20 protein-coding genes and 2 pseudogenes are annotated in these 25,047 nt (G+C 58.8%); 13 read left to right on the top strand and 9 right to left on the bottom strand.

Annotated features, from left to right (window positions below; all coding sequences use genetic code 11):
• On the top strand, window positions 1-696 hold the full coding sequence (gene urtE, locus QA648_RS29865; protein WP_104827582.1) for an urea ABC transporter ATP-binding subunit UrtE: 696 nt from the start codon (window positions 1-3) through the stop codon (window positions 694-696).
• Between the two features lie 49 nt (window positions 697-745).
• Here urtE and QA648_RS29860 read toward each other — a convergent pair whose 3' ends face one another.
• From QA648_RS29860 to QA648_RS29830, 7 genes and pseudogenes are all read right to left on the bottom strand, one after another.
• Window positions 746-1,573, bottom strand: coding sequence for a shikimate dehydrogenase (locus QA648_RS29860; protein ID WP_104827982.1), 828 nt, complete (start codon window positions 1,571-1,573; stop codon window positions 746-748).
• Entirely contained in the window at window positions 1,566-2,645 is a 1,080-nt protein-coding gene (locus tag QA648_RS29855) for a Gfo/Idh/MocA family oxidoreductase (protein ID WP_104827581.1), read from the bottom strand. Before QA648_RS29855 ends, QA648_RS29860 begins: the two co-directional genes overlap by 8 nt.
• Window positions 2,646-2,663: 18 nt before the next feature.
• Window positions 2,664-3,392, bottom strand: a complete 729-nt coding sequence (locus QA648_RS29850; RefSeq protein WP_104827981.1) for an amino acid ABC transporter ATP-binding protein — start codon at window positions 3,390-3,392, stop codon at window positions 2,664-2,666.
• A 79-nt stretch (window positions 3,393-3,471) separates the two neighbouring features.
• Window positions 3,472-4,116 (bottom strand): amino acid ABC transporter permease, encoded by a 645-nt coding sequence (locus tag QA648_RS29845; RefSeq protein ID WP_104827580.1) that lies wholly within the window; start codon window positions 4,114-4,116, stop codon window positions 3,472-3,474.
• Window positions 4,117-4,123: 7 nt separating this feature from the next.
• Window positions 4,124-4,790, bottom strand: a pseudogene (locus tag QA648_RS29840) (amino acid ABC transporter permease).
• On the bottom strand, window positions 4,787-5,236 hold the full coding sequence (locus QA648_RS29835) for a type II 3-dehydroquinate dehydratase (RefSeq protein ID WP_283052539.1): 450 nt from the start codon (window positions 5,234-5,236) through the stop codon (window positions 4,787-4,789). The pseudogene QA648_RS29840 and the gene QA648_RS29835 overlap by 4 nt, the downstream one beginning before the upstream one ends.
• 107 nt (window positions 5,237-5,343) lie before the next feature.
• Window positions 5,344-6,174, bottom strand: coding sequence for a transporter substrate-binding domain-containing protein (locus QA648_RS29830; RefSeq protein ID WP_283052538.1), 831 nt, complete (start codon window positions 6,172-6,174; stop codon window positions 5,344-5,346).
• Window positions 6,175-6,405: 231 nt separating this feature from the next.
• On the opposite strand from QA648_RS29830, the gene QA648_RS29825 reads away from it, so the two are divergent.
• Window positions 6,406-8,295: a sugar phosphate isomerase/epimerase and 4-hydroxyphenylpyruvate domain-containing protein gene (locus QA648_RS29825; RefSeq protein ID WP_283052536.1), complete on the top strand. Its 1,890-nt coding sequence runs from the start codon at window positions 6,406-6,408 to the stop codon at window positions 8,293-8,295.
• A gap of 2 nt (window positions 8,296-8,297) precedes the next feature.
• Here the strand turns inward: QA648_RS29825 and QA648_RS29820 are convergent, their stop codons facing one another.
• Window positions 8,298-9,002: a GntR family transcriptional regulator gene (locus QA648_RS29820; protein ID WP_283052534.1), complete on the bottom strand. Its 705-nt coding sequence runs from the start codon at window positions 9,000-9,002 to the stop codon at window positions 8,298-8,300.
• A 2-nt stretch (window positions 9,003-9,004) separates the two neighbouring features.
• Complete coding sequence (locus QA648_RS29815) at window positions 9,005-9,694, bottom strand: GntR family transcriptional regulator (protein WP_104827575.1); 690 nt, start codon at window positions 9,692-9,694, stop codon at window positions 9,005-9,007.
• Between the two features lie 264 nt (window positions 9,695-9,958).
• Here QA648_RS29815 and QA648_RS29810 point away from each other — a divergent pair, with 264 nt between their 5' ends.
• From QA648_RS29810 to QA648_RS29760, 11 genes and pseudogenes are all read left to right on the top strand, one after another.
• The gene (locus QA648_RS29810; protein ID WP_283052530.1) at window positions 9,959-10,093 is read left to right on the top strand and encodes a hypothetical protein; all 135 of its coding nucleotides are present in this window, start codon (window positions 9,959-9,961) and stop codon (window positions 10,091-10,093) included.
• A gap of 480 nt (window positions 10,094-10,573) precedes the next feature.
• Window positions 10,574-13,036 (top strand): phosphoketolase family protein, encoded by a 2,463-nt coding sequence (locus QA648_RS29805; RefSeq protein ID WP_283052528.1) that lies wholly within the window; start codon window positions 10,574-10,576, stop codon window positions 13,034-13,036.
• A gap of 123 nt (window positions 13,037-13,159) precedes the next feature.
• Complete coding sequence (locus QA648_RS29800; protein WP_283052527.1) at window positions 13,160-14,479, top strand: glucoamylase family protein; 1,320 nt, start codon at window positions 13,160-13,162, stop codon at window positions 14,477-14,479.
• A gap of 228 nt (window positions 14,480-14,707) precedes the next feature.
• Entirely contained in the window at window positions 14,708-15,367 is a 660-nt protein-coding gene (locus tag QA648_RS29795; protein WP_283052525.1) for a CBS domain-containing protein, read from the top strand.
• Between the two features lie 139 nt (window positions 15,368-15,506).
• Window positions 15,507-18,017, top strand: a complete 2,511-nt coding sequence (locus QA648_RS29790) for a glycogen/starch/alpha-glucan phosphorylase (RefSeq protein WP_283052523.1) — start codon at window positions 15,507-15,509, stop codon at window positions 18,015-18,017.
• A 49-nt stretch (window positions 18,018-18,066) separates the two neighbouring features.
• Window positions 18,067-19,239, top strand: coding sequence for an acetate/propionate family kinase (locus QA648_RS29785; RefSeq protein ID WP_283052521.1), 1,173 nt, complete (start codon window positions 18,067-18,069; stop codon window positions 19,237-19,239).
• A 148-nt stretch (window positions 19,240-19,387) separates the two neighbouring features.
• Entirely contained in the window at window positions 19,388-21,076 is a 1,689-nt protein-coding gene (locus QA648_RS29780; protein ID WP_283052520.1) for an SbmA/BacA-like family transporter, read from the top strand.
• A gap of 620 nt (window positions 21,077-21,696) precedes the next feature.
• Entirely contained in the window at window positions 21,697-23,049 is a 1,353-nt protein-coding gene (locus QA648_RS29775) for an MFS transporter (RefSeq protein WP_283054310.1), read from the top strand.
• 253 nt (window positions 23,050-23,302) lie between these two features.
• Window positions 23,303-24,283 carry a LysR substrate-binding domain-containing protein gene (locus QA648_RS29770; protein WP_283052519.1) on the top strand — a complete coding sequence of 327 codons (981 nt, stop codon included), beginning with the start codon at window positions 23,303-23,305 and terminating at the stop codon, window positions 24,281-24,283.
• 14 nt (window positions 24,284-24,297) lie between these two features.
• A pseudogene (locus tag QA648_RS29765) lies at window positions 24,298-24,495 on the top strand (3-hydroxyacyl-CoA dehydrogenase family protein); the annotation flags it as partial.
• 55 nt (window positions 24,496-24,550) lie between these two features.
• Window positions 24,551-25,030, top strand: coding sequence for a LysR substrate-binding domain-containing protein (locus QA648_RS29760; protein ID WP_283052518.1), 480 nt, complete (start codon window positions 24,551-24,553; stop codon window positions 25,028-25,030).
• Window positions 25,031-25,047: the final 17 nt, after the last annotated feature.

The raw sequence follows: 25,047 nt of genomic DNA, 5'->3' as shown, positions 1-25,047 counted from the left end.
ATGCTGACAGTCGAAAACGCAAATCTGCATTATGGCGCCGCTCAGGCGCTGCGCGGCATCTCGATCAAGGCGGAGATGGGCAAGATCACCTGTGTGCTCGGGCGCAACGGCGTCGGCAAGAGTTCGCTGCTGCGCGCCGTCACAGGGCAACACTCCTTGAGCGGGGGCACGATTAATTTCAATGACATTACGCTGAACGGTATGGCCCCTTTCGCTCGCGCCAAGCTCGGTATCGGCTATGTGCCGCAGGGGCGGGAAATCTTTCCGCTACTGACGGTCAAGGAAAATCTGGAAACAGGTTATGCGCCGATCGCCCGCAAGGACCGCTTCGTTCCTGAAGAGATTTTTACGCTCTTTCCGGTGTTAAAATCGATGCTTTCCAGGCGCGGCGGCGATCTCTCCGGCGGCCAGCAACAGCAGCTAGCGATCGGCCGAGCGTTGGTGACGCGGCCTAAGATCCTCGTCCTTGACGAGCCGACGGAAGGAATCCAGCCCTCAATCATCAAGGATATTGGCCGAGCGATCAAATATCTGCGCGACTCGACCGGGATGGCAATTCTGCTAGTCGAGCAATATCTTGATTTCTGTCGGGAGCTTGCGGATTACGTTTATATCATGAACCGTGGCGAAATTGTCCACGAGGGGCAGGCGGAAACGCTTGAGACGCCGGAAGCCCGACGCCATCTGACCGTTTGACGAGCTGGAAGGAGCAACACGCTCCCAATTGGCATCATCGTCATGGCTCTCAAAGCCGAGCAATTCGTCTCAGTTCGTCTGCCGTCGTTGTAGGAAAGCCGAAGAATTCAAGATAGGCCGGTATCTGCTCAAACAACATGTCCGTCCCGACCTGATACCGGCATCCTTTCTCGCGTGCCGCGGCCAGAAACGGCGTGATCTCCTCCTTCATCACCACTTCGCCGACGAATGTGGAGGGGGCTAGCCGCGTCACATCCAGCGGCAGAGGGTCGTCCTTGCGCATCCCCAGCGGTGTGGCGTTGATGACGATATCGAAGCCATCAGGTTTGTTTGAGCCTGTCGTGACTTGGGTTGCCGGGTAGTAGGTGTTGAGGCGGGTTTTCAGGCCATCAAGGGACTCCTTGTTGTCGTCGTGGAGGGCGAGGTGGGCGAGGTCGGCGCTGGCGAGCGACGCCGCGATGGCAGAACCGACGCCGCCGGCGCCGATAATGAGGGCTTTGGCGCCTGATATCGTCTGGCCCTTGCGTTTTAGCCCGCGCACGAAGCCCTCGCCATCGAACATGTCGCCGATCAGTTTGCCGTTGGAGCCGAGTTTCACGGCGTTGCAGGAGCCGGCCACGCGGGCGTTGGTGGAGATTTCGTCCAGGAGCGCCATGGTAGCAATCTTATGGGGCATGGTGATGAGGGCGCCTTGGACGTTTGACAGGCGGAAGATCAGCTTCAGGAAATCGGGGTAATCCGCCGGCTTGCAGCCCATGGGCACGACGACGGCGTCGATGCCCTGTTCCTCGAAAAAGGGATTATAGATCAGCGGCGCCTTGAAGCTTTCCGTCGGGTAGCCGAGATGAGCGATCAGCCGCGTGGTTCCGCTAATCATGGGCATGACTTCTCGTTTGACCAGGGAACACAGTCTTTCCGGAGCGGGCGGATTGCTTGATAGCCTCGACGACGCGCAGTGTCGCAAGCCCCTCATGGCCGCTGACGAGCGGCGTGGCGCTGTCTTCAATGATATCGCAGAAATGCTGGAGCTGCAGGGTCAGGGGGTCGGCCGGCATCACGGCAAGACGCTCTTCGCCAAGCGGCTCGCGCCAGTCGGGACGCAGCGCGTTGCGCCAGAGTGCAAGCTGCGGGATCGAAAGCGAGGCCTCCGTGCCGCCGATTTGGTAGCAGAACTGGTCCTGCTGCGGAAAGCCGGAGTTTTCGCCCGCCGTCATCTCCCAGCTCCAGGGTGAGACGACGGCATCGGAGGCGGTAAGTGTTGCGAGAACGCCGCTCTCAAAACGCAGGAGCACGACGACGGTGTCTTCCACCGAATGACCCCTTGCGGCATTGGATTCCACCGCATGCACGCTTTCCACTTCGCCGAAGAGATAGCGGAAGAGATCGACGTCATGGATGAGGTTGATGAAGGTCGGCCCGGCGCCTAGCTCTCGGCGCCATTTCACATTGAAGTAATCGTCGGGTTTGGCGACCCAGAAGCTGCCGTGAACAGCGCGGATCTGCCCGAGTCGGCCACTGTCGATGATGCGTTTGGCTTGCCTAATCAAAGGGTTATGACGGCGGTGATGGCCGACGAGAATGGGTACGCCGGCCCGCTCGGCGAGGCTGACGAGGCCGGCGGCCGCCTCGCTATCGTCAGCGATTGGCTTTTCGATGAGAACAGGAATGCCCGAGGTAATCACCTCAGTGGCGTTTGCGACGTGAAGTTGGTTCGGCGTTGCGACGATGACGCCATCGGGGCGACGCCCTTTTTCCAGCGCTTCGGCAAGGCTTGCAAACCAGGTGATGCCGTTGGTCCGCGCCTCGTCACGGGCGGCGGGCGAGGGGTCGATGACGGCGGCGAGTGCCGTGCGCGGCTCTGACAACACGCCCTCGATATGGCGCCGGCCAATCAGCCCGGCGCCAACTACGGCAATTTCGAGCGGGCGTGTGCACGACGAATCTAGCATGAAAGCTTCCTTTCGACCCTAGTTGCGCAGGATTTCGCCGAGGAATTTGCGGGTGCGCTCATGGTGGGGATTGGTGAAGAATTCGGCGGGGGAGGCCTCCTCGACGATCGCGCCGCTCGCCATGAAGATCACCCGGTTGGCAACCTGGCGGGCAAAGCCCATTTCATGCGTCACGCAAATCATCGTCATGCCTTCTTCGGCGAGGCTGATCATCGTATCGAGCACTTCCTTGACCATCTCGGGATCGAGTGCCGAGGTCGGCTCGTCGAAGAGCATCACCTTGGGCCGCATGCAGAGCGCGCGCGCAATTGCCACGCGCTGCTGCTGTCCGCCTGACAGCTGCATGGGATATTTGGCTGCCTGTTCGGAGATTTTGACGCGGGCCAGCAGGCTGCGCGCCCGCTCTTCCGCCTCAGACTTCGAAACGCCAAGCGCGCGCATCGGCGCCAGCATGCAGTTTTGCAGAACCGTCAGATGCGGGAAGAGGTTGAACTGCTGGAAGACCATGCCGACCTCGCGCCTGATCGCATCGATCGCCTTCGCCTGATTGCCGAGCAGGATGCCGCCGACATGGATCTCGCCCTTCTCATAGGTCTCGAGATGGTTGATGCAGCGGATCAGGGTCGATTTTCCACTGCCGGAGGGGCCGCAGAGCACGATGCGCTCGCTCCTGCGCACCTCGATGTTGATATCGTGGAGAGCCTGGAAGGCGCCGTACCATTTTTCCACATGGCGCATGGTGATCATGGTTTCGCCGGTGATTGTGTTCGGGACGGGGGCTGTTGCTGTCGTCATGGTCTGGTTTCCATCGATCTCTGTGGCCGTGTCATCGCGCGTGGGCGGCGTTGAAGCGCCGCTCCAGGCGCGCGCCGAGGATCGTCAGCGGACAGCACATCAGGAAATAAAGGGCGCCGACGATGCCGAAGACGGTCAGCGGCTGGAAGATCTGGTTGGAGATGATGTTGCCGGCGCGCGTCAGTTCCGTGAAGCCGACGATGGAGGCGAGCGACGTGCCCTTGATGAGCTGCACCAGGAAGCCGATCGTCGCCGGCAGCGAGATGCGGATTGCCTGCGGCAGAATCACATCCTTCATGCGCGAGACATATTTCAGGCTGAGCGCCTTTGCCGCTTCCGTCTGGCCGCGCGGCACGGCCGCGATCGAGCCGCGCCAGATCTCACCGAGATAGGCACTGGCATGCAGCGTCAGGCCGATTGCCACCGCTTCCCAGGCATCGAGCTTGAGGCCGATGAGCGCCAGCCCGTAATAGGTGACGAAGAGTTGCATCAGGAGCGGAGTGCCCTGAAAGACAGCAATGTAGGTCGCCGTCGCCCGCTCCAAAAGCGGTATGCCCGAGGTGCGCGCCAGTGCCACGCCGAGGCCCGCGATGCAGCCGCAGACGAAGCCGACGGCCGAGAGAAGCACGGTCCATTTCAGGCCGATCAGAAGGAAGATGAATTCTTCGCTGCCCATGGTGCCCTCAATTGACCGGATAGGTGAAATAGCGGGCTGAGAAAAGCGCAAAGAGGCGCATCATCAGCCAGGAAATGACGAGGTAGAAGACCGTGATGGTGAAATAGACCTCGAAGCTGCGGAAGCTGTCGGATTCGATGCGCTGTGCCACCGAGGTGAGCTCATAAGCCGAGATCGCCGAGACGATGCTGGTCGATAGCGTCAGGAGCACGAACTGACTGGTCAGCGAGGGGTAGATCGCCCTCAGCGCCGGCTTCAGGATGACCAGTCGGAAGACCTGGACCTTGTGCAGGCCGAGCGCCAGGCCCGCTTCCATCTGCCCCTTGGGAATGGATTGCACGCCGCCTCTGATGATCTCGATTGCATAGGCGCCGCCATTGATGCCGAGCGCGATGATCGCCGTCGGCGTCGGGTCGAGGCGGATGCCGATCAGCGGCAGGGCGAAAAACAGGAAGAAGATCTGCACCAGGAAGGGCGTGTTGCGGATAAGCTCCACGAAGCCGATCACCAGCCAGCGCACCGGTTTGATCGGCGAATCCCTCAGCGCCACGCCGCCGATACCGATGATGACGGCGAGAATCATGCCAGATGGCAAGCAGGAATGTGCCGAGACAGCCGAGCAGCAGGCTCGGCAGGCCATCGATGACGGGCGTGAAATCCAGGTGATAGTTCATGTTTTCGCTGCCCCCACCATGCCGGCCATCGCCTCTATGGCAAGCTCGTAACCGCGGGCGCCAAAGCCGATCATGATGGCGGTGGCGATGCGCGAGACGAGGGATTTGTGGTAGATTTCCTCGCGGGCATGGACATTGGAAATATGCAGCTCGATCTTCGGCGGCTCGAAGGTTTTCAGCGCATCGAGCAGCGCGATCGAGGTGAACGTATAGGCGGCGGGATTGATGATGATGCCGCAGGCCTCTTTCCGGGCCTGATGCACGCTTTCTACCAGCTCGCCTTCGAAATTCGTTTGGCGGAAATCGATCGTAAAGCCGAGGCTGTCGGCTTTGGCGAGACACATCCGCCTGATGTCTGCGAGTGTCGTCGAGCCATAAATATGCGGCTCGCGCTCGCCCAGCAGGTTGAGGTTCGGTCCGTTGAGGACGAAGATGGTTCTGGTCATATGCACCTCACCCAGGGTAGGCTAGTTTCGTGGTCTTGGGCAAAAAGGTGGTGTGGACGGGCATTGCAATGCCCGCCTTATTGCTTGGATTGCCAGGAGCGTGTTGCTCAGTTCGCCGCGAACGGAATACCGTCGAGGCTTTTCGGGAATTCCGGAACTGGCACCTTCATCCACTTGTCGTAGATCTTCTTCAAGTCGCCATCGGCCTTGATCTTGTCGATGAATGTATTGAGCGCGGCGTTGATTTCTTTTTCGCCCAGACGCGTGCAGGCGCCGTTATAGAGCTTCTGGAACTCCAGCTTGTTTTCGAATTCGCCGGGGCGGGCCTTTTCCACCCGGTCCATGTAGAAGATGTTGCCGCCGAGGGCATCGACCTGGCCGGAAACAAGTGCCTGGACGCTGGCCGCATCGCCGTCAAAGCGGCGGATGGTGGCGGAAGTCGGCGCATTCTTGGTGACCTGCGTGTCCTGCGCCGCACCCTTGGCAACGGATATCGTCAGGTTCGCCATGTCTTCGTTGGTCTTGATCGACTTGTTCTTCGGGCCGATCAGAACGATGGCATTGGCATTGTAAGGCTGGCTGAACTGGACGGCCTTGGCGCGGTCCGGCAGCATGGCCATGGTCGCAAACAGCACGTCGACGCGGCCGCTTGTCAGCGCCGGGATGCGGTTATTGACTTCGAGCGGAACGAATTCGACTTCGACGCCGAGTTCCTTGGCGAAGAGCGCACCCATATCGGCATCAAACCCATCCTGCTTTCCGGCGCTGGTGACGAAGCCCCATGGCGGGTTATCGCCCTGGATGCCGACGATCAGCTTGCCACGGGCCTTGATTTCTTCGGGCGTGACGGCGGCAGCGGGGTTTGCAAGCCCGATGGCGGCCACGAGAGCGGCGGCGCCCAGCATGGCGCCACGCCGCGTCAGCAAAGACTTCAGCATAAAATCCTCCCTCTTAGGCGGTCGTCGAAAGCGACCTCACAGTCATCCTCTCCCGACTGTTCCCAATAATGTTTGCCAGAGAAGAACCCACAAATCAACATAGTTTTTAGAAATCATATGAGACTTTTGATTTGGTCAATTGAATTGAAATCCTCACGACATTCGCCATAATGCCCATCATAAGGGCCGATGATTTTGTCCGTGCGGCCCAACGAGGAGGATTTGCGAGCCATGAAGACCTCGATTGCGACTGTCACGATCTCAGGCGAGTTGCCGGAAAAACTGGAAGCGATTGCGCGCGCCGGCTTCGACGGCGTGGAGATTTTCGAAAATGATTTCCTGGCCTTTGACGGCAGCCCCGCCGATGTCGGCAGAATGGCGCGGGATCTCGGCCTGACGATTACGCTCTTTCAGCCCTTCCGCGATTTCGAGGGCATGCCGGATACCTTGCGCGGGCGCACGTTCGACCGCGCCGAGCGCAAGTTCGACATCATGCAGGAGCTCGGCACCGACATGGTGCTCGTCTGTTCCAATGTCTCGCAGGCAGCCCTTGGCGGCATCGACCGGGCCGCCGCCGACTTTCATGAGCTGGGAGAGCGGGCGGCAAAACGTGGGCTGAAAGTGGGCTACGAGGCGCTCGCCTGGGGGCGCTTTGTCAACGACCACCGCGATGCCTGGGAGATCGTGCGCCGCGCCAACCACCAGAATGTCGGGCTGATTCTCGACAGTTTCCACTCGCTGTCGCGCAGGATCGACATCAACTCCATCCGCTCGATCCCCAAGGAAAAGATCTTCATCGTGCAGCTTGCCGATGCACCGCTGATCGATATGGAACTGCTCTACTGGAGCAGGCATTTCCGCAACATGCCGGGCGAGGGTGATCTTCCCGTTACCGAATTCACCGAGGCGGTGGCCTCCACCGGCTATGACGGCTTCTTCTCGCTGGAGATCTTCAACGACCAGTTCCGCGGCGGCTCGACGCGGGCGATCGCCGCCGATGGCCATCGCTCACTGATCTACCTGGCCGACCAAATCCGCCGGAAGGTGGAGACGCCTGTCGGCATCGAGATGCCTGCGCGTGCGGCTGTCAAAGGCATCGGCTTCATCGAGTTTGCGACCGATGACGAGGAGGCCGTGGAGCTCGTCGGCATCCTCAAAGCGCTCGGCTTCCGCAAGGTGGCGGTGCATCGTTCCAAGAAGGTGACGCTCTTCCAGCAGGGCGAGATCCGTATCCTCGTCAATGTCGATCCCGCCGGATTTGCCAATGCCGCCTATGCCGTTCATGGCACGTTTGCCTACGCGATGGCGCTTATCGTCGATGATGCCGGGCAGGCCTATGCCCGCGCCTTGGCGCTCGATGCCGAACCCTTCGCCCAGGCCGTCGCAGAGGGCGAGCTGCAACTGCCGGCGATCCGCGGTGTCGGCGGTGGACTTATCTATCTCATCGATGAGAAGAGCCCGCTCGGGCGATTCTCGGAGATCGATTTTGAATCTGTGAATGAAGAAGGGACCACCACGGACGCCGGCCTGCGGCAGATCGATCATATCGCCCAGACCGTCGCCTATGACGAGATGCTGACCTGGCTGCTCTTCTACACCTCGATCTTCGAGACCCGCAAAACCCCCATGGTCGATATCATCGATCCCTCCGGCGTGGTGCGCAGCCAGGCAATCGAAAACCAGTCGGGCAGCTTGCGCATAACCATGAACGGCGCTGAAAACCGCCGCACACTCGCCGGCCACTTCATTGCCGAAAAATTCGGCTCCGGGATCCAGCATCTGGCTTTCTCGACGGATGATATCTTTTCAACCGCCGAACGCTTGCGCGCCAATGGCTTCAAGCCCCTGCCGATCTCACCCAATTACTACGACGACGTCGAAGCCCGCTTCGGGTTGGAGCCGGAGCTCACCGAACGGCTGAAGGAAGAAAACATTCTCTATGACCGCGATGATGAGGGGGAGTATTTCCAGCTCTATAGCGGCACCTATGGCGAGGGATTCTTCTTCGAGGTGGTGCAACGTCGTGCTTACCGCGGTTATGGGGCACCAAATGCGATTTTCAGGATTGCGGCGCTGAAGAAGCAGATGCGGCCCGAGGGGGTTCCGAAGGATGCGATGTGACCTCAGCCGATCCGGCCGCTGGTCAACACGTGCTCCACACCACTCTGGATATGCCTACGAATGATCGCTCTTGCGCCCTCTACATCACGCTTCAGTGCAAGCTCGAATAGCAGTTTGTGATCGTCGACCACCGCCTTGCCGCGAAAGCTCTGCGCCAGCATGTGATACCGCTGGAAGCGGTCGAAGACGGACGAAAGTGTCGCCATCAGCGTCGCCGAATTGCAGGCCGAGACGATCGCCTGATGGAATTCCCAGTCGTAGCGCACCCAGTCGATGGTGCGCGAAGCATCACCCGCCAGCAGCTTGCGTTCGGCCGCCGCGAGCTTGTGATGGGCGGCGACGATCCGGCCTTCCCATTCCAATGTGCCGGACGCGAAGGATAGCCCGATCGCATGTGTCTCGAGCAAGGTGCGGAGATCGGCAAGCTCCTCCAGCTCTTTGCGCGACGCCTGGCTCACCTCGAAGCCACGCTGCCCCTCGGCAAGTACGAGATTCTCCATGGCAAGGCGGCTGAGAATCTCGCGCAGGGAGGAGACGCTGATCGAATAATGCTCCTTGGCTTGTTCCAGCTTGATCTTGGTCCCAGGCGCCAACGCCCCGGAAATGATGTCCTGCCGGATCTGCCGGAAGACAACATCGCTGATGGTCTCCCAGGCTTCGGCCGTGGCCTTGAGCATCGGTTTGTCTATGTTGCGCGGCGCAGCCATTGTTATTTCGTCAGTCTGGCAGATGAGGAGAGCAGGCCCTTGCCGAGCGCATGCTCGACGCCCGCTTGGATATGGCGCTGAAGGATCGTCTTGGCCGTCTTGCTGTCGCGCCTGAGCGCTGCGTCCAATAGCTGTTTGTGCTCCTCTTCGGCAACGCCGCCGCGATAGGAGAGCGCAACCATCTGATAGCGCAGATATTTGTCGAAGACGGAGGAATGCGTTTCCATCAACAGCCGCGAGCCGCAAGCGGCTATCAGCGCCTGGTGGAATTCCCAGTCATAACGTTTCCAGTCTTCGGCCCGGGCTGTATCGCCAGAGGCCATCATCGCTTCCATGCGCGCCAGCTTGTAATGGGCCGACACGAGCTGCGCCTCCCATTCCACATCGCCCTGTTCGAAGGATTGCTCCAGCGCATGTTCCTCGAGCAAAAGCCGAAGTGCGGCAATCTCCCTGAGATCGGCAACGGAGACCCCCGCCACCTCGAAGCCCCGCTGACCCTCCGCGACGACGAGACCCTCCGAGGTCAACCGGTTGAGGATTTCCCGGAGCGTGCTGACGCTAGTCCCATAAGCACCTCTGAGATTTTCCAGTTTCAGCTTTTGCCCCGGCGAAAGCCGTCCGAAGATGATATCGGCACGAATCTGCCTGTAACTGCTCTCGGCGACGGTTTCCTCGATATCTTCTTGCCGCATGGGTCTCTCCGAGATTTTAGAATTCGTCCTATATAAGGAGAAGACTATGGCGAATTCAATTGCAAAATGACTGCGGCGAGGGGTCGGCCGGCCGCTCTCGATCCATAGTGCGGGCCGGGCAGATCGGCGGGAAATGGCCCTCAACACGAAAAAACCCGGCATGGAAGCAGTTGCGGAATGGTTCCAACAGGTTTACTTTAGATTTCACTAATGGCGCAACGTGGGGTATGGTTGGCCTAGACTGGAATGCTCGCCTAAGATGTGATGACGATCAAGGTTTTGAAACCGCTGCCTGACATCGGCGTCAGACAGGCGGCCAAGCTCAAGTTCGATCATCACGAAGGCGGCGTTCCTGTCATTAACGCTGAAGGGCAGGGCTCATCAGTGAGGGCGATCTGATCCGAAGGTGGAATTTTTTCAATCGGGCGTTGGGTTAATGGCCAGCATGGCACTTGGCTCCGATGATACAGGCGCCGCCTTCGGCTCATCCTCTGTCGCGCCCCGCTTACGCTTGGTAAGTTGCAGAAATATCTCTGAAATCAAACGGGATGGGGGCAATTCGAAATGGTATGGGTGATGGAGGCGATGTCGTTCGGCAGTTCCCTGCCCATTCGCCAGGGAAGATCCAATTCCTTAAGCCGGCTAAGAGTCGTGGGAAATGAGGTGACGGGTATGCTCTAACGGCATGTACGCGGCGAACAATGATTGGCCGCTAAAGCCGGCAGCGCCCACTATTCCATGGAGAGCCTGGAGAGAATCGACGACATTTTCCACATATGGAAAGCAGCAAGAGCGATGATCGTAGAGTAGTGAGACTGCATTCGCTTGCGTGACAGTAACTGGAGAGATTCTGCATTGCCATTTTGATGGGAGGCTCAGATGACTTCACTTGAAACCGCAGTGAGAAACGAGAAATTTTCAGGCAAGTCCCAGGTAGAAAGTGCGCTATCAGCCGAGGAACTCCGCTTGATGGACGCCTACTGGCGGGCGTCGAACTATCTGTCTGTCGGGCAGATCTATTTGCTCGACAATCCGTTGCTCAAAGAGCCGCTGAAGCGGGAGCATATCAAGCCGCGTCTGCTCGGCCATTGGGGGACGTCGCCCGGCCTGAACATGCTCTACGTGCATCTGAACCGTGTGATCAAGCGCGACGACCTCAATATGATCTATGTGATCGGGCCTGGCCATGGCGGACCGTCGCTCGTCGCACATGCCTATCTGGAAGGGACTTACAGCGAAGTCTATCCGAATATCGGGCAGGACGCGGAGGGCATGCAGCGGCTGTTCAAGCAGTTCAGTTTTCCTGGCGGCATTCCGAGCCACGTCGCTCCGGAAACGCCTGGAAGCATCCATGAAGGGGGTGAGCTGGGCTATGCCCTGAGCCACGCCTACGGCGCAGCCTTCGACAACCCGGATCTTATCGTCACTTGCGTCGTCGGGGATGGAGAGGCGGAGACAGGGCCGCTCGCCACGGGATGGCATGGCAACAAGTTCCTCAATCCCGCGCGTGACGGATGCGTGCTGCCGATCCTGCATCTCAACGGCTACAAAATCGCCAATCCGTGCTTCCTCGCCCGCATTCCAGAGCAGGAACTGCGGAAATTCTTCGAGGGGATGGGTTATGCCCCCCTCTTCGTTGAAGGGCATGAGCCCGACCAGGTCCAGCAGCAACTGGCCGCAGCCATGGACACGGCAGTCGCGGAGATCAAGAGGATCTGGGCGGACGCTAGAGGGAAAGGGAATGTCAGCCGTCCGGCTTGGCCCATGATCGTCTTCCGCACCCCCAAGGGGTGGACTTGCCCAAGCGAAATCGACGGCAAGAAATGCGAAGACTATTGGCGGTCGCACCAGGTTCCGATGGGCGACATGAACAAGCCGGAGCACATCCAGATCCTTCAACACTGGATGAAAACCTACAAGCCTGAAGAACTCTTCGATGAGAATGGCAAGTTGCGCACCGAATTTGCCTCCTTGGCACCATCGGGTCATCGCCGGATGAGCGACAACCCGCATGCAAACGGCGGTCTGCTGCTGCGCGATTTGAAGATGCCGGACTTCCGCAGCTACGCCGTCTCGGTGCCCAGCCCCGGATCGGTAACGACTGAATCCGCTCGCGTCATGGGTAAGTTTCTGCGGGATATCATGAAGCTGAATATGGACAGCAAGAACTTCCGGCTGTTCAGCCCTGACGAGAACAACTCCAACCGCTGGCAGGACGTGCTGGAGGTCACCGACCGCTGCTACATGGCGGAGATTTATCCGGAGGACGATCACCTGTCGCCCGATGGCCGTGTGATGGAGGTGTTGAGCGAACATCAGTGCCAAGGCTGGCTGGAAGGTTATCTGCTGACGGGACGCCACGGCTTCTTCTCTTGCTACGAGGCCTTCATCCACATCATCGACTCGATGTTCAATCAGCATGCCAAGTGGCTGAAGGTGTGCAACCACATTCCCTGGCGACGGCCAATCGGCTCGCTGAACTACTTCCTGAGTTCGCACGTCTGGCGGCAGGACCACAACGGCTTCAGCCACCAGGATCCCGGTTTCATCGATCACGTTGTCAACAAGAAGGCCGAGGTCATCCGCGTCTATCTGCCGCCGGATGCAAACACGCTGCTTTCCGTCACCGATCATTGCCTGCGCAGCCGCAACTACGTGAACGTCGTCGTGGCTGGCAAGCAACCGGCTCCGCAATGGCTGACAATGGATCAGGCGATCAAGCACTGCGCCGAAGGTGTCGGTATTTGGGAGTGGGCCAGCAACGATCGGGGATCGGAGCCCGACGTCGTGATGGCATGCTGCGGCGACGTGCCGACGCTGGAAACGCTTGCGGCAGTCCAACTGATCCGTGAGCATATCCCCGAGTTGAAAGTGCGCGTCGTCAACGTCGTCAATCTCATGAAGTTGCAGCCTTCGAACGAGCACCCGCATGGGCTTCCCGATCGCGATTTCGATGCGCTTTTCACCAAGAATAAGCCGATCATTTTCGCGTTCCATGGATATCCCTGGCTGATTCATCGCCTGACCTACCGGCGCACCAACCACGACAATCTGCATGTTCGAGGATACAAAGAGGAGGGAACGACGACGACACCGTTCGACATGGTCGTTCTTAACCAGCTCGACCGCTTCCATCTGGTCGAGGACGTCATCGATCGGCTGCCGCAACTCGGCGCTCGCGCGGCCTACTTCAAGCAGGCGATCCGCGAGAAGCTGATTGAGCACCGGCAGTACATCGAGGAGCATGGCGATGACATGCCTCAGATCAGCGGCTGGAAATGGGGCGTCAAGAGTATGGAGCAGGTGAAGGGAACGACGTCCACGGAAGGCGACAATACTTAAATGGCGATAAGCCGATGACCGTTAAACAAGGAGGCGGACATATGTTGCGGTTGACCGCAAATGACATAGCTGCAGGCCGACCAGTCGTCCGCCTTCCGAGTTTGTTTTGGTGATGGGTCGGTCATGTCGGAATTGTTGTCAACCGATGCCGATCTGAACCGAATGCCGACCAATGAGGATCTCGGTCGCCTTCAGTTCACGACGTTGCTTTATTATCTCCAATGCACCAACCCAGACAACGGGCTGGTGCGCGACAAGACACAAGCGGGCGCGCCGGCAAGCATCGCCGCTGTCGGCATGGGGCTTGCCACTATTCCGGTCGTGGTCGAGCGCGGCGTCGTTATTCGCGAGTTCGCCGCCAAGATCGCTCGGCGGCGACTGGAATTTCTGATGCATTGCCACCAGGGGCCGGAACCTGATGCCTCGGGCTACAAGGGCTTCTTCTATCATTTCCTCGACATCGAAACTGGGCGGCGGGTCTGGCAATGCGAATTGTCGACGATCGACTCGACCTTTCTGTTTGCCGGCGCTTTGACCGTCGCCACCTATTTTGATGGGGACTCGGAAGATGAGGTGAAGGTCAGGCAACTCGCCACGGCGCTTTACGAGCGGGCGGATTGGAACTGGGCGTGCGACCACGGCGCGACGCTGACCCATGGCTGGCGACCGGAAAACGGTTTCATTCCCTATCGCTGGCGCGGCTATGACGAAGGCTTGCTTCTCTACATCCTCGGACTTGGCTCGCCGACCCATCCGCTACCGCAGGAAAGCTATGCGGCTTACACGGAAAGCTACGAGTGGCGAAACATCTTCGGGCGCGAATTGCTTTATTCCGGTCCTCTCTTCACGCATCAGCTTTCGCATATGTGGATCGATTTCCGAGACATTCGCGATGAATTCATGCGGGAGCATGACAGCGATTATTTCCAAAACAGTCGGCAAGCCACCTTCGTACAGCAGGAATATGCGATCCGGAATCCCTTGGGGTTCGAGGGATATGGCGAGCACTGCTGGGGATTCACCGCAAGCGACGGCCCCGGCTGGCTGACCAGGGATATTGGTGGCCAGCGCCGCGAATTCTTCGACTATGTCGCGCGTGGCGCACCCTTCGGACCGGACGATGGTACCGTCTCGCCCTGGGTCGTCGTTGCGTCCCTGCCGTTTGCGCCTGAGATCGTCATTCCAACCGTCCGCAATTTCGCTGCCCTGAAGCTGGGGATGACGCGGCTCTATGGTTTCAAGCCATCTTTCAATCAGACGTTCAAGGATGAGAACAGCCCAACGGGGTGGTGGACCAGCCCTTACCATTTTGGGATCGATCAGGGTCCGGTGGCGCTGATGATCGAGAACTATAGAACCGGTTTCCTCTGGAAACTGACGCGCAATTGCGAGCCAGTCGTCCGCGGACTGAGGAGGGCGGGATTTGCCGGCGCGTGGCTGTGATGGAGAGCCTGCGAAGAGAGCACTGACGGTTACCGTTGCGGCGCCAAACCTGTTGCGGGGATGTACGGCCAGGCGACTATCTTAGACCCAATCATTGATAGTCGGAGCCCCATTTTTCGCTTCCGCGGGCCTTGCTCAGTACTGTCCCTGAGTTGTCTCAGCCTTTGTGCGGAGCTATATTAGAAACGGCGAATTTGTGGCTTGGATTTCTACGTCGGAGGCGGAGTGATGCTGGTCAGAGACGTGATGAAGGTAAGAATTATCAAGGTCTCGCCGGACAATAGCGTCAAGCAGGCCGCAGAGCTGATGCTCGCCAATCGTGTCAGCGGCATCCCGGTTATCGACGATGAGGGCCAATTGGTTGGCCTAATCACAGAGGGCGATCTGCTGCGGAGATCCGAGCTAGGTCATCGAACCATGGCCGACGAGTCGTTGTCCCCGGAGGAAAAGGCCAGGACATACATCAAGAGCAATGCCTGGAAGGTTGCCGATGTGATGAGCCGCAATCCGGTGTCCATCGGGGAGGACACGCCGCTTGCACGCGTCGCTAACCTGATGGAGGAGCACGGCATCAAGCGCCTTCCAGTGACGAGAGCGGGCGCCGTCGTCGGCATTGTGAGCCGCGCCGATCTTCTCCAGGCGATTATCTTCGCCAAGCCCGATGAAACGGCGCCTGGTGATGAAGCGATCCGTCGCAGCATCCTCATCCGCCTCAATGAGAATACCGGTCTCGAAGGACAGGATCTGACGGTGACCGTGGCAAACGGCGTGGTACATTTGTGGGGAAATGTCTCGACGGAGGAATGCCGGAAGGCGGCGCGCGTCGCTGCCGAGAGTGTCCGGGGCGTTGCTGGCGTTGTGGATCATTTTCCGAAGCACGAAAGCTAGAGAATCAGAAGAGGGCCTCGGACCTTTGGAGACCCTGGCAACCAGAGTGCCAGAGCCGCTCACACAGGCGGGCCCTCGTGAATGCGGGAACCAATTACAACTGTTGGAGTGTCTGCCAGGGCACGGCAAGGGGGGTAGCATGAGCAGCGAGAAGGCGGCTGTTCAGCCGCAGGATTTCAAGTCACTTTCCTCTCTGCATCTTCCAGAACAATATGGTTGCGGGCCGATCCAATTCAGGGGAAGCCATGACGGGCTCTATGAGCGTCATTTGTTGTTCGACAATGTTATCGCTCCCGAGAATGCGGGAAACCGTGAGCGATATGAGGCGATTGCCCGATCCGTCAGGGATGTGCTGTCGCAGCGCTGGCAACGGACGGAACAGACCTACAGCATGGAGAACCCGAAGCGGGTCTATTATCTGTCGATGGAGTTCCTGATCGGGCGATCTCTCAGCAACAATATCCTCAATCTCCGCCTTGATCCGCTCGCCAGCCGTTTTTTCGATCACGAGCACATAGACGAACTGGCCATTCTTGCCGAGGAGCCCGATGCGGGGCTGGGCAACGGCGGGCTGGGGCGGCTCGCCGCCTGCTTCCTGGATTCGATGGCAACGATGCAACTGCCGGCGATGGGATATGGGCTGCGCTACGAGTACGGGATTTTCAAACAGATGATCGTCGATGGCTGGCAACGCGAGCAGCCGGACAACTGGCTGCGCCGGCCGGATCCCTGGGAGGTCGCTCGCCCGCAGGAAGCCGTGGAAATCAAACTCGGCTGCTCCTTCGAGGTCCGCGGCGGGAATTTACGGGTCGCAGTCGGGAGACCGTCCCACCTGATCGGCATACCCTACGACCGCCCGATCATCGGCTACGGCGGCAGGACCATAAATACGCTGCGGCTTTGGGCGGCTGCAACACCGGAGAGCTTCGATTTCCAGACCTTCGGCGCCGGTGAGTTCGTCAGCGCGCTGGCACAGCGACTAACGGCCGAGACAGTCACCCGGGTTCTTTACCCCGACGATTCGACGAGCATGGGACAGGGCCTGCGGTTCGTTCAGGAATATTTCCTGGTCGCATGTTCCCTTGCCGACCTCGTCCGGCGATTTCGCTCAAATAATACCGATTGGCATTTTCTGCCCGACAAGGTGGCGATCCAGCTCAACGACACGCATCCGAGCATGGCAGTTGCGGAACTGATGCGCATCCTGCTCGATGACGCGGATCTCAGTTGGGATGACGCATGGGATCTGACCAGGGCTTGCCTTGCCTACACCAATCACACGCTTCTGCCCGAGGCGCTGGAGAAATGGCCGCTGCGGTGGTTCGAATTGATGTTGCCGCGTCACCTTGAGATCATTCTGGAGATTGATCGTCGCTTCCGGGAGGAGATCCTCACCCTCTTTCCCGATGACCAGGACCGGATCGAGCGGGCGAGCCTGATCGAGCATGGTGGCGAACGTCTGGTGCGCATGGCCCATCTTGCCATCGTCGGCTCGCACAGCACCAATGGGGTAGCCGAGATCCATTCAAGATTGCTGCGCGAAACCACCGTCAAGGACCTCGCGGAGATATTCCCGCGCCGGTTCAACAATAAGACGAATGGCGTGACACCCCGACGCTGGCTGCTCATGTCCAACCCGGAGCTTGCCGGTTGCATAAGCGGTGCCATCGGCGAGGGATGGATCACCAACCTCAGCGAGCTGGAAAGGTTAAAACCGCTTGTCGCTGACGACAGCTTTGTCGATCAGGTCCGGGAAGCCAAGCGTATGGCAAAACACCGCTTTGCCGGATGGCTGAAGTCAAGCGCCGGCATCGTCGTCGATCCCAGCGCGATCTTTGACAGCCAGGTCAAACGCATTCACGAATACAAGCGGCAATTATTGAACGCATTGAGGATCGTCGCGCTCTACAACCGGATCCGCGAAGATCCCGGCCTGGATATGACGCCGCGTACCTTCTTCTTTTCCGGCAAAGCCGCGCCCGCCTACAACGTGGCGAAGCTGATAATCAAATTTCTCAATAACCTCGCCGGCACGATAGATGCCGATCCTCAAGTGCGCGGGCGCCTTAAGGTCGTCTTCCTGCCCGACTACTGCGTCTCGGTGGCAGAGCGCCTCATCCCCGCCAGTGACGTCTCCAACCAGATCTCGACGGCCGGATATGAAGCGAGCGGTACCAGCAACATGAAGTTCATGATGAATGGCGCGCTGACGATCGGCACTCGTGATGGCGCCACGATCGAAATGGCCGAGGCAGCCGGCGAGAAAAATTTTTTCCTGTTCGGCCTGACGGCTGACGAAGTCGCGGGGAGCCGCGGCTGGTACAGCCCACATTGGCATTACGACAACGAACCCGAAACCCGTGCGGTGCTGGACCTGATCCTATCAGGTCATTTCTGCCGTCATGAACCTGGGGTCGTGGATGCGCTACGCAATATCCTCCTGACGAGCGGCGATGTCTTCAGACATCTGGCGGACCTCACCTCATATCTGGAAGCGGACCAGAGTTTGCAGTCTCTCTACGGCGATCCTCGTGCATGGACTCGTAAAGCGCTGCTCAACATCGCAAGCTCCGGAAAGTTCTCAAGCGACCGCACGATCGCCGAGTATGCGGCCGAAATCTGGGACGCGAGACCCTGTCCCGTTCCTTGACTTGTGGTGGGTGGCGACTTCGAACAGCCTATGCGGAGCGGTTGATGCCATGGACACTATCCTCGTCGTGAATGCCGGTTCCTCCAGCCTGAAGTTCGAGGTCTTCGCCGCGGCGGATACGCTTGCACGGCGGATCAAGGGGAGGATGGAAGGGATCGGCACCGCGCCGCGCCTGACCATCAAGGGCGCCGGCGGCGATCGGCTGGCGGACGAAGATTACCCACGCGATACCGTTCCCGACTTGCCGGCGGCGATGCGTCTGGTGGGGGAATGGCTGCGGGAGCATCATGAGGGGCGGCTGATCACCGTCGGTCACCGTGTCGTCCATGGCGGTCCAGACCACATGCGTCCAGCGCGCATCGACGAAAACCTGTTGCGGGAACTGGAGCGGTACACGTCGCTTGCGCCGCTGCATCAGCCAAACAATCTTGCGCCCATCCGCATCCTGCTGGAGCACCAACCGCAGCTAGCTCAAGTCGCTTGTTTCGATACCGCCTTCCATCGCGGCCATGATCCGATGGCCGACCACTATGCCATTCCGGCGCATTATTTCGACGAGGGTGTCCGGCGCTACGGTTTTCACGGGCTGTCCTACGAATATGTGGCCGGAAAGCTGGCCGAGGTCGCGCCGGACGTTAGCGGCAGACGGGTCATCGTTGCCCATCTCGGAAGCGGCGCCTCCATGTGCGCGCTCAACCGCGGGCGAAGCGTCGAGTGCACATTCGGGTTCACCGCCCTCGATGGATTGCCGATGGGTACGCGATGCGGGCAGATCGATCCCGGCGTACTCCTTTATCTGCTCCAGCAATACGGCATGACGGCAGTGCAATTGCAGGACCTTCTCTATAAGGAATCTGGCCTCAAGGGACTTTCCGGCATCAGCAACGACGTGCGCGATCTGCTTGCCAGCAGCGACGCCGGTGCGACGCTGGCCCTCGACCATTTCGTGCATCGCATCGGCCTTAACGCCGGCTTGCTGGCGGCGGCGTTGGGTGGGCTGGACGCCTTCGTCTTCACGGCTGGCGTCGGGGAAAATTCGCCAGTGATGCGCGCGCGGATTGCCGAAAAGCTAGGCTGGCTTGGAGCGTTGCTCGACCCTGAGCGAAACGATGCCGGCGAGTTGCTGGTATCAAGTGAGGACAGCAAGGTCGCAGTCTATGTCGTGCCGACCGACGAGGAATTGATGATTGCACGGCACACGTTGGCGCTGATCAAGGCTTGATAGGCGGGCTGTTCGCCGAGACCTGTAATGCTTCCGGAAGTCTCAGCCACTGCGGACTTCGCGCGTACTCCCCGGATCGCGAGCGCCGTTCTCCGTCAAGACGCTTTCGCAGGCCATAAATTCTCTCCAGCGCAAAACGGGGGCGAACATGAATAACCAGCATATTCCGCTCAAGGTGACGGCAACAAGGTTCGTCCGTGCGGTCAAAATCTTCATGACATCGGATGTGGGCGGAAGAGCCAAGTTTCTTCTTTTCGCTCTCGTCGCTCTCTTCGGCGGCATCAGTGCTTTGAACGTCGTCAATAGCTTCGTCGGTCGGCATTTCATGACCGCCATCGCCGAAAGGCAGACGGCCGAATTCATTCGCCAGGCCATCCTGTATACCATGGCTTTCGCGGCATCGACCATCGTCTCGGTGATCGCCAGGTTCTCGGAAGAGCGGCTGGCCTTGCTCTGGCGGGAATTCCTGACGCGCCGCGCTGTTGGTATTTATATGAGCGGAGGGACGTTTTACCGCGTCGGGATTCGGGGCAAGCTCGCCCATCCTGACCAGCGGATTGCCGATGACATCAACGCCTTCACGATCACGACCCTTTCTTTCGTATTGATGCTACTGAACAGCCTTTTGACCGTCCTGACCTTTTCAGGCGTACTTTGGCTCATCAGTCCGCTGCTATTCATCGCGGCTGTCGTATACGCAGCCACAGGATCTTACCTGACGATTCTACTAGGCCGCCCGCTGATCAGTCTGAGCTACGATCAGCTCGATCGCGAGGCTGCGTTCCGGTCCAGCTTAATCCGCGTGCGCGAAAACGCGGAATCGATCATGCTTGGCGGAGGAGAGCAAAGGCACGCCAATCTCTTGCTGAGGCGTTTCGATGAACTTGCCATGAACTTCAGGCGCATAATCGTCATCAACCGCAATGTCGGTTTCTTCACGACGGGCTACAACTGGATGACTCAGATCATTCCGATCCTCATCATAGCCCCGGTATTTATCCGCGGAGACATGGAGTTCGGCGTCATTACCCAGTCTGCCGCCGCCTTTGCGATGCTTGTCGGTGCGTTTTCATTTATCGTCAGCCAATTCAAATCGATTTCCAATTTCGCGGTAGTCGTGGCGCGCATCAGCTCCCTCATTGAGGCGATCGAAGATGCTAGTCAGCCAACGAAAACCAACCTGGAAATCGTTGAGCACGATGGTCATCTTGCCTATGACCACGTTACGCTCACCTCGGCGACGGGCCATGCGCTACTCAAGGATCTTTCGGCGACCTTCCCTGCGGACGCCCGTGTGGTCGTAGTGGGAGACGACAATGCGGCGGCCACCGCGCTGTTTCGCGCAACTGCCGGGATTGGCATATCCGGAGAGGGGCGCATCATTCGTCCCGCACGCGATCAGTTGCGTTTTCTCGCCCAACGCACTCATCTTGCTCCCGGAACTCTGCGGCAGATACTTGTGCCATCGGGGCGGTCGAGCGACGTGACGGATGAGCAGATCCTTTCTCTCCTCAAACGGTTGGGATTTGCACCCGTTCTGGAAACCGACGATCTCGATAAGGAGGACGACTGGTCGACCCGGTTGTCGCCACGCGACCAACAGATTGTGGCAATTGCAGGGGTCCTTATCGCAGCTCCCTCCCATGTCTTTTTTGAAAATGCAGACGTGATCTTCGGTCACGACCTGCTGCGCGACATCCTTACACTCCTTGCCGAGCGAAAGATTGCCTGCGTAAACCTGGCGGAAGCGGATATCCAGCGGGAGGCATATGATGCTGTGTTAGAGTGTCATGCAGACGGATCCTGGAATTGGATCGACCAACGAGGACGCTCGTGACCGCAAAGCGGCTGTCGCTTGGCACTTAAACGGGTCTTCCTTAAACATTCCCATTAATATCGACATTGGCCCGGAGCCGACAGGATAACGCGCGCCTTATGCCGCGCTCATGAAGATCCTCGTTTGCCATATCCGGCCTCAATACCCAAAATGCAACATTGTCGGACCGTCGCTCATCAGGAATTTTACCACTCGGAGGAGTGCCAATGATCAGGCATCACATTGCGACGGGCCTTGCCATCAACATCATACCCATGGCCGTAATCCGCAATTCCATTCTCATTGCCGAGATCTGAACGACATCGTCGTGTCCGGAGATTGACCGCATACCGTGCCGATCGGCGACGTTTCCTTGCCTGGACGAAGGGGCGGCACCGATGTCCAGCAGGCATTACGGGCATATTCCTCGATTGTCGGGATATTGCCGCGGCAGCCATCGACCCTATGCGCACCGATGGCTTCGACGTAGCCGCTGTCCACGAAGTTACCGCGGCCTTTGAGAAATCAGTGCATTTGGGAAGAGCCCCTCTGGCGATCACTGGATCGGCCGGTGCGGCAGCCCCATCCCTGAGACAAGCCGCAGCATGGGAAATGTGTATCGTAAGCTAAAGGAGGAGACAATGTTACTAGAGAGGGAAGCAGCCGTTGCAGGCGTGACCATCGGGGAGGAGACATCCACCGCGTTCAAAAGACGCTTCATGATGAGGATGATAGCCGTTCTCACGGGCGGAATGCTCCTCGACGGTTACATCCTCGGGGTCATCGGCCCTGTAACCACTGTGATGAAGCAAGATATGGGTATGTCGACGGCCGACATGGGGCTGATCGCATCCGCTGCGCTGTTCGGGATATTGATCGGCTCGCCGCTCGGCGGATGGGCTGGCGACAAGTTCGGCCGAAAGCCGCTCTTCATGATCGACATGGCGCTGTTCGTACTCGCATCGGCGATGCAGTTCTTCATCAATTCGGTTGAGATGTTGTTTGTGGTGCGGCTGCTGATGGGCGTTGCCATAGGTGCTGAGTACTCGGTCGGCTGGCCGCTGATGTCGGAGTTTGCGCCCGCCCGACTGCGGGGGCGGCTGATGGGCGTCACGATCCTCGCCTGGTATGGCGGATTCATGATCGGGTACACGGCGGGCTACATTCTGAACCTGCCGACACCGCTGCCGTGGCGTTTCATCATCGGAACGAGCACGCTTATCGCGGTCGTCTTGTTCGTCGCCCGGCTCGGCCTGCCGGAGTCGCCGCGCTGGTTGTGGAGCAAGGGCCGCAAGAATGAGGCCCGCGCCATCGCGCGCAAATATCTGGAGAGCGCCGGGGATATGGCGGACATGGAGAACGAAGAGGTTCGTCATGGCCAGTTCTCGGAACTCTTCTCCGCGAAGTACTGGCGAATGACTGCTTTCGTTTCGTGGTTCTGGTTCTGCAACGTCCTGCCATATTTCGCGATCGCGACCTTCGCAGACAATGTGTTGGAGCACTACGGCCTCAACGGCGGGCTCGCCGGTGGTGTGGGACTGTCGATGGTTGCTGTGATCGGGGTCGCCGTCACGGTGGCGCTGATCGACAAGGCCGGTCGCCGCTTGTTCACAGTCCCGCCGCAGTGGATCACGATGGTCGTCTTCCTCGTCATTGGCCTGTGGTCGAGCGCGCCTCCAGCCGTGGTATTGGGCCTCTTCCTCGTCTTCTCGTTCCTGAATGCGATGAATGGCACGCTGACAAGTATCTATCCCGGCGAGGTGTTCCCCACCGAGGTTCGTGGCGTCGGCACCGGTTTTGCCGCCGCTGTCAGCCGGATCGGCGCGGGTATGGGTACGTTCCTGTTGCCGATAGGCGTGGAGAAATTCGGGGTTTCGGCGGCCATGCTGGTCGCGGCGGGTGTCGTCTTCAGCGGCGCGCTGGTGTCTCAATTGTGGGCGCCTGAGACAAGAGGGAAAAGCCTTAGTGAAACGGCCGCGGGGTATTCGCACTAGCTGGCAGATTGTTTTGGCAAGTGTTCAAAGCCGTTAGTGGCTATTGCGTGATAGGCTTCTGTGTGAGGTGGAGTGTCGCATCCCACTCTCACACAGAAAGTCTCAATAGCCCAAGATCGGTGCTGAATCGCAATTCGGATGCCTCGCGACATAGTTCTTCTGTCGCGACTATGAAATGTCGCAGCGGCCTTTGCGTGTCGGAAAAGACATGCGACTTTGTTATCGACGATCCCTCTGACGACGATGTTATTGGATGCTAATCAAACGCCGTTACCTTCCCTCCCTCGGTTCGTTCGCCACTTTCGAAGTTGCGGCGAAGCATCTCAGCTTTACCCTCGCCGGGAACGAGCTCAACGTGACCCAGGCCGCTATTAGCCAGCAGATCCGTGGCCTCGAAAAATCGCTGGGCGTTACCTTGTTCATCCGCAAGCACAACAGCCTCGAACTGACATTCGATGGCCAACGACTCTTGACTGCCGTCAGCGGCGGGCTGGACAAGATTTGCGATGCGATCAACGATATCAACGCTCCGTCTGATCTTCCCATGATCACCTGTTCGGGTACCAATGCGGCGATCGCGTTCTGGCTGAAATCCCTTGTGGACAGGTTCCGTTCCGAGCGGCCTGACGTGAGATTCGTGCTTCTGGCCTCGGACGAGGACGACACATTGAGGAACTTCGACGAGGTCGATCTTTCCCTGATTTGTGGAAATGAACGCTGCGAGGTCGGGGAAAATCTCCGCTACCTCTTTCCGGATATTGTTCAACCGGTATGCAGTCCGGATTATCTCGAACGCCACGGGCCCTTTCCCGACCCCCTAAGCCTGGGGCACGCCGATTTGCTGGACCTGCATCGCAAGCACTGGACTTCTGATGCCATCGGCTGGCATCCAGTCACTTGGGACGATTGGTTTCGGGCGAACGGTCTCGATGTGCCGCACTTATCGCCCATCATGATCAGCAACAATTATCCGCTTCTCGTGAACGCAGCGATCAAGGGCGAGGGAATCGTTCTGGGGTGGCATCATCTCGTACGATCGCTGCTGGACGAAGGCGCGCTCCGCACATTGTTCGATGCCCCTCTTCGCGTCGATCGGGGATATTATTTGAAGGTGAACCGAGCATCCCTGGACAAGCCGCATGTGCAGGAATTCATCGATTTCGTTCTGACGGATCTTGCTGCTTCAGAACAAGGACACCAGCCTCGCGGAGTGGCGATGGGAGATATCCTCTGAGCTGGTTTGTCAACGCGATCCACCTCATCAAGACGGGCGTCGCGTCCGTCGAGGATTTCGATAAGGCGATGTGGCTGGACCTGGATTGCGGTGGGTAGCGAAGGGGCCGACGATGTTGTTCCACCTTGGAGCCGGTGAAGGGGGCTATCTTTTGCGAAAGGTACACCGAACGCTTTAATCGCAGGTGGGACGATCTCGGCGTCCTTCATCTTGGCCCGCCGCAGCGGACATTTAGGAATGGAAGCGACGATTTAGGCGGCCGCAGATATGGCCATCGAACGCTCTCTGAATGAATGGCCTGTTCCGCCGTCCCGCTGGTTTGTCTCTGACGAGGTGGTGTTCCCGGTATGCTCGCCCACTTATTTGTCGAACCATGCTCCCGTTACCGCTGTGGCGGATTTGTCCGATCACCACCTCCTTCACTCCTTCGATCCGCATCGCAAGCGGCTCAGTTGGGGAGAATGGTTCAACCTCGTGGGGGCGGGATCGGTAGATGCAGCACCAAACATGGTGCTGAATGACTATCAATTGGTCATGCAGGGAGCCCTATCGGGGGAGGGGATTGCCCTTGGATGGAATTTCTCCGCCCAGCTCTTGCTTCAAAACAAGCTTCTGGTGAGGCCGTTAGACGTTTCGGTGAAGACGGGAGGCGCCTTCTTTCTGGTGGCCAACGAGCGTCGAACCGAACAGGATAAGCTCAACATCCTAGTGGAATGGTTTCTCTCGCAGACGGCGGACCTGCGCTAAGGCGATCGGTTTTTCAA

The sequence above is a fragment of the Rhizobium sp. CB3171 genome, from assembly GCF_029714265.1.
Classification (GTDB): domain Bacteria; phylum Pseudomonadota; class Alphaproteobacteria; order Rhizobiales; family Rhizobiaceae; genus Rhizobium.
Note: the sequence above shows the minus strand (reverse complement) of the source record. Positions and strands in the feature narration are given on the sequence as shown.

Excerpts from the sequence above, each read along its gene's own strand:
- QA648_RS29820 (WP_283052534.1), bottom strand. The coding sequence starts at position 9,002 with ATGGCTGCGCCGCGCAACATAGACAAACCGATGCTCAAGGCCACGGCC.
- QA648_RS29815 (WP_104827575.1), bottom strand. The coding sequence starts at position 9,694 with ATGCGGCAAGAAGATATCGAGGAAACCGTCGCCGAGAGCAGTTACAGG.
- QA648_RS29790 (WP_283052523.1), top strand. The coding sequence starts at position 15,507 with ATGAGCAGCGAGAAGGCGGCTGTTCAGCCGCAGGATTTCAAGTCACTT.
- QA648_RS29805 (WP_283052528.1), top strand. The coding sequence starts at position 10,574 with ATGACTTCACTTGAAACCGCAGTGAGAAACGAGAAATTTTCAGGCAAG.
- QA648_RS29795 (WP_283052525.1), top strand. The coding sequence starts at position 14,708 with ATGCTGGTCAGAGACGTGATGAAGGTAAGAATTATCAAGGTCTCGCCG.
- QA648_RS29775 (WP_283054310.1), top strand. The coding sequence starts at position 21,697 with ATGTTACTAGAGAGGGAAGCAGCCGTTGCAGGCGTGACCATCGGGGAG.
- urtE (WP_104827582.1), top strand. The coding sequence starts at position 1 with ATGCTGACAGTCGAAAACGCAAATCTGCATTATGGCGCCGCTCAGGCG.
- QA648_RS29810 (WP_283052530.1), top strand. The coding sequence starts at position 9,959 with ATGACGATCAAGGTTTTGAAACCGCTGCCTGACATCGGCGTCAGACAG.
- QA648_RS29855 (WP_104827581.1), bottom strand. The coding sequence starts at position 2,645 with ATGCTAGATTCGTCGTGCACACGCCCGCTCGAAATTGCCGTAGTTGGC.
- QA648_RS29825 (WP_283052536.1), top strand. The coding sequence starts at position 6,406 with ATGAAGACCTCGATTGCGACTGTCACGATCTCAGGCGAGTTGCCGGAA.
- QA648_RS29770 (WP_283052519.1), top strand. The coding sequence starts at position 23,303 with ATGCTAATCAAACGCCGTTACCTTCCCTCCCTCGGTTCGTTCGCCACT.
- QA648_RS29830 (WP_283052538.1), bottom strand. The coding sequence starts at position 6,174 with ATGCTGAAGTCTTTGCTGACGCGGCGTGGCGCCATGCTGGGCGCCGCC.
- QA648_RS29850 (WP_104827981.1), bottom strand. The coding sequence starts at position 3,392 with ATGATCACCATGCGCCATGTGGAAAAATGGTACGGCGCCTTCCAGGCT.
- QA648_RS29760 (WP_283052518.1), top strand. The coding sequence starts at position 24,551 with ATGGCCATCGAACGCTCTCTGAATGAATGGCCTGTTCCGCCGTCCCGC.
- QA648_RS29785 (WP_283052521.1), top strand. The coding sequence starts at position 18,067 with ATGGACACTATCCTCGTCGTGAATGCCGGTTCCTCCAGCCTGAAGTTC.
- QA648_RS29800 (WP_283052527.1), top strand. The coding sequence starts at position 13,160 with ATGTCGGAATTGTTGTCAACCGATGCCGATCTGAACCGAATGCCGACC.
- QA648_RS29845 (WP_104827580.1), bottom strand. The coding sequence starts at position 4,116 with ATGGGCAGCGAAGAATTCATCTTCCTTCTGATCGGCCTGAAATGGACC.
- QA648_RS29835 (WP_283052539.1), bottom strand. The coding sequence starts at position 5,236 with ATGACCAGAACCATCTTCGTCCTCAACGGACCGAACCTCAACCTGCTG.
- QA648_RS29860 (WP_104827982.1), bottom strand. The coding sequence starts at position 1,573 with ATGATTAGCGGAACCACGCGGCTGATCGCTCATCTCGGCTACCCGACG.
- QA648_RS29780 (WP_283052520.1), top strand. The coding sequence starts at position 19,388 with ATGAATAACCAGCATATTCCGCTCAAGGTGACGGCAACAAGGTTCGTC.